This window comes from Stenotrophomonas sp. (assembly GCF_036662295.1).
Taxonomy (GTDB): Bacteria; Pseudomonadota; Gammaproteobacteria; order Xanthomonadales; family Xanthomonadaceae; genus Stenotrophomonas.
In genome coordinates, this window is sequence record NZ_JAVWXA010000107.1 from 1 (window position 1) to 3,099 (window position 3,099).

3 protein-coding genes are annotated in these 3,099 nt (G+C 68.2%); 2 read left to right on the forward strand and 1 reads right to left on the reverse strand.

Annotated elements, in window-relative coordinates:
* Window positions 1-381: 381 nt before the first annotated feature.
* On the reverse strand, window positions 382-837 hold the full coding sequence (locus RSA25_RS16275) for a CopD family protein (protein WP_332809886.1): 456 nt from the start codon (window positions 835-837) through the stop codon (window positions 382-384).
* 161 nt (window positions 838-998) lie between these two features.
* On the opposite strand from RSA25_RS16275, the gene RSA25_RS16280 reads away from it, so the two are divergent.
* Both RSA25_RS16280 and phaZ read left to right on the forward strand, forming a co-directional pair.
* Window positions 999-1,595, forward strand: coding sequence for a class I SAM-dependent methyltransferase (locus RSA25_RS16280; protein WP_332809887.1), 597 nt, complete (start codon window positions 999-1,001; stop codon window positions 1,593-1,595).
* A 97-nt stretch (window positions 1,596-1,692) separates the two neighbouring features.
* The gene (phaZ, locus tag RSA25_RS16285) at window positions 1,693-3,009 is read left to right on the forward strand and encodes a polyhydroxyalkanoate depolymerase (RefSeq protein ID WP_332809888.1); all 1,317 of its coding nucleotides are present in this window, start codon (window positions 1,693-1,695) and stop codon (window positions 3,007-3,009) included.
* Window positions 3,010-3,099 lie beyond the last annotated feature (90 nt).

Genomic DNA, 3,099 nt, shown 5'->3' on the forward strand with positions numbered 1-3,099 from the left:
GTGCGCACCGAAAAAGCCGGTAGTGCCGGCCGCTGGCCGGCTTCCCACAGCCCCCTTGTTCCCAACGACCACCGACCAACAGCCCGTGACGCGGCCGTTGATCTCCCGCCGGCCACCGGCCCACTGTTGGGCGAAGAACCTTTTTAATGGGTAGTGCCGGCCGCTGGCCGGCTCCCGACCCAGCAAAAACCGCCTGGATACTGCCGGCCGCTGGCCGGCTCTCGACCCTCCCGGACGCTATCGGTAGTGCCGGCCGCTGGCCGGCTCTCGACCCTCCCAGACGCTATCGGTAGTGGCGGCCCCTGGCCGGCTCTCGACCCTCCCAGACGCTATCGGGAGCCGGCCAGCGGCCGGCACTACCGACGCACGGTCCCCAATGACTCAGAACGGCTTGGCCAGCACCAGCCACACCACGCCGATGAACAGCACCAGCGGCAGCTCGTTGAACCAGCGCAGCGCGCGCGAGGTCGGCAGCGGCTTGCCGCGCACGTTGCCCTTGAGCAGGCGCCCGGTCCAGGAGTAATAGACCAGCAGCAGCACCACCAGCCCCAGCTTGGCATGCAGCCAGCCGGCCGCGCCCGGCGCCACCATCGTGGGGAAATCGGGGATCACCTTGTAGCCCAGCCACAGCACCAGGCCCAGGATCAGCGCGAAGCCGAACATCATGTGGCCAAACCGGTACAGGCGCAGGCCCATCAGTTGCAGCCGCTCGGTCACCGGCAACTGGCCGGCCGTCTCGCTGAGATTGACCAGGATCCGCGGCAGGTAGAACACCGCCGCCATCCAGGCCACCACGAACAGCAGATGGAAGGTCTTGACCCAGTAATAGCTCTGCATGCGCTCGCTCCGGCGGCTGGCGTAGGTTGTCGGGCATTCTCGCACGCCCCGGTTGCGCCACCCCATGGGTGGCTGGCGCGACCCATCGCCGCACCACCGCCACGCATCCCACGGTGCCAGGCCGTACGATAGGCGCCGTTTTCACCACCGCGCCCTTCCCCATGCACAAGACCTACGACGCCGCCTACTTCCAACGCTGGTACCAGGCCGACCAGACCGGCGGCGCCGCGCGCCTGGCGCGCAAGGTGGCCCTGGCCGTGGCCAGCGCCGAGTACTACCTGGAACGCCCGATCCGCAGCGTGCTGGACATCGGCTGCGGCGAAGGCGCCTGGCGCGCGCCGTTGCTGAAGCTGCGGCCACGCGTGCAGTACATGGGCTTTGACAGCAGCGAGTACGCGGTGCAGCGCTACGGCCGCAGCCGCAACCTGCACCCGGCCCGGATCGGGGACTTCGCCTGGCTGCGCCCCTGTGCGCCGGTGGACCTGCTGGTCTGCGCGGACGTGATGCACTACGTGCCCAGCCGCGAGCTGCGGCCGGCGCTGGAGGGCCTGGCCGAACTCACCGGCGGGGTGGCGTTCCTGGAGGCGTTCAGCGCCGAGGATGCCTTCGACGGCGACCACGAAGGCTTCCAGGCCCGCCCGGCGCGCTGGTACCGCACCCATCTCAAGGCGGCCGGCTTCACCGCACTGGGCTCCCACTGCTGGCTGTCGCCCCGCCTCACCGGGCACGCGGCGGCCTTGGAACGCGCCGACCGTTGAGGTTCGATAACAAATGAGACGGGGCCCGTATTAACGCGCCGATCCGCCGGGTGCGCTATGCTGCGCGGCAACATAAGACCATACATATTCGGACGCCATGCTTTATCAACTGCATGAGTTGACCCGCAACATGCTCGCCCCGTGGGTGCACCAGGCCCAGGCCAACGCGAAGTTCTTCGCCAACCAGGGCCACTGGTGGTCGCAGATGCCGGGCGCTGATCGCCTGGCGGCGGTCAACGAGCTGTTCCATCGCATCGGCAAGGATTACGAGAAGCCCGAGTGGGGCATCAACGAAATCGAGGTCGAGGGCGAGCGCGTGCCGATCGTGGTGCACGAGGAGGTCAGCAAGCCGTTCTGCAAGCTGCTGCGCTTCAAGCGCCACAGCAACGAGGCCGACCAGCTGCACACCATGCTCAACCAGCCGTTCGTGCTGGTGGTGGCGCCACTGTCGGGCCACCACGCCACGCTGCTGCGCGATACCGTGCGCACGCTGCTGCGCGACCACCGCGTGTACGTCACCGATTGGGTGGATGCACGCATGGTGCCGGGCAGCGAGGGCGAATTCGGCCTGGACGATTACATCGCCTACGTGCAGGAATTCATCCGCCACCTCGGCGCTGACAAGCTGCATGTGGTGAGCGTGTGCCAGCCGACCGTGCCGGTGCTGGCGGCGGTCTCGCTGATGGCCAGCCGTGGCGAGCCGACCCCGCGCACGCTGGTGATGATGGGCGGGCCGATCGATGCGCGCTGCAGCCCCACCGCGGTGAACAACCTGGCCACGCAGAACCCGCTGTCGTGGTTCGAGAACAACGTGATCCACACCGTGCCGGGCACCTATCCCGGCGCCGGCCGACGCGTGTATCCCGGCTTCCTGCAGCATGCGGGCTTCCTGTCGATGAATCCCAGCCGGCATTTCAGTTCGCACTGGGATTTCTATGCCGACCTGGTGAAGGGCGACATGGAAGACGCCGACGCCCACCGCCGCTTCTACGACGAATACAACGCGGTGCTGGACATGCCGGCCAAGTACTACCTGGATACCATCGAGGTGGTGTTCCAGCAGTTCCTGCTGCCGCGCGGGGAATGGGTGGTCAACGGCGAGCGCGTGGACCCGGCCGCGATCACCGGCACCGCGCTGCTGAGCATCGAGGGCGAGCTGGACGACATTGCCGGACTCGGCCAGACCGAAGCGGCGCAGGCCCTGTGCAGCGGCATCCCGGCCGAGCACCGCGAGCATTTCATCGTGGAAGGCGCCGGCCATTACGGCATCTTCAGCGGCCGTCGCTGGCGCGAGACGGTGTACCCGAAGGTGCGCGATTTCTTTGCCACCCATGCGCAGCCGGCACATGCCAAGCCGAAGAAGGCCGCCAAGATCGCCAGCAACGTGACCCCGTTGCGGCGCAAGGCCGGCTGAAGCCGCCTTGCCATGCGTGCGGCGCAAGCCGCAGCGCATCCGGTAGTGCCGGGGGGGGGGGGGGGGCCGCCCCGCCCCACCACCCCCCCG

Bases quoted from the DNA above. Each gene is read 5' to 3' on its own strand.
- RSA25_RS16280 (WP_332809887.1), top strand. From the start codon at position 999: ATGCACAAGACCTACGACGCCGCCTACTTCCAACGCTGGTACCAGGCC.
- RSA25_RS16275 (WP_332809886.1), bottom strand. From the start codon at position 837: ATGCAGAGCTATTACTGGGTCAAGACCTTCCATCTGCTGTTCGTGGTG.
- phaZ (WP_332809888.1), top strand. From the start codon at position 1,693: ATGCTTTATCAACTGCATGAGTTGACCCGCAACATGCTCGCCCCGTGG.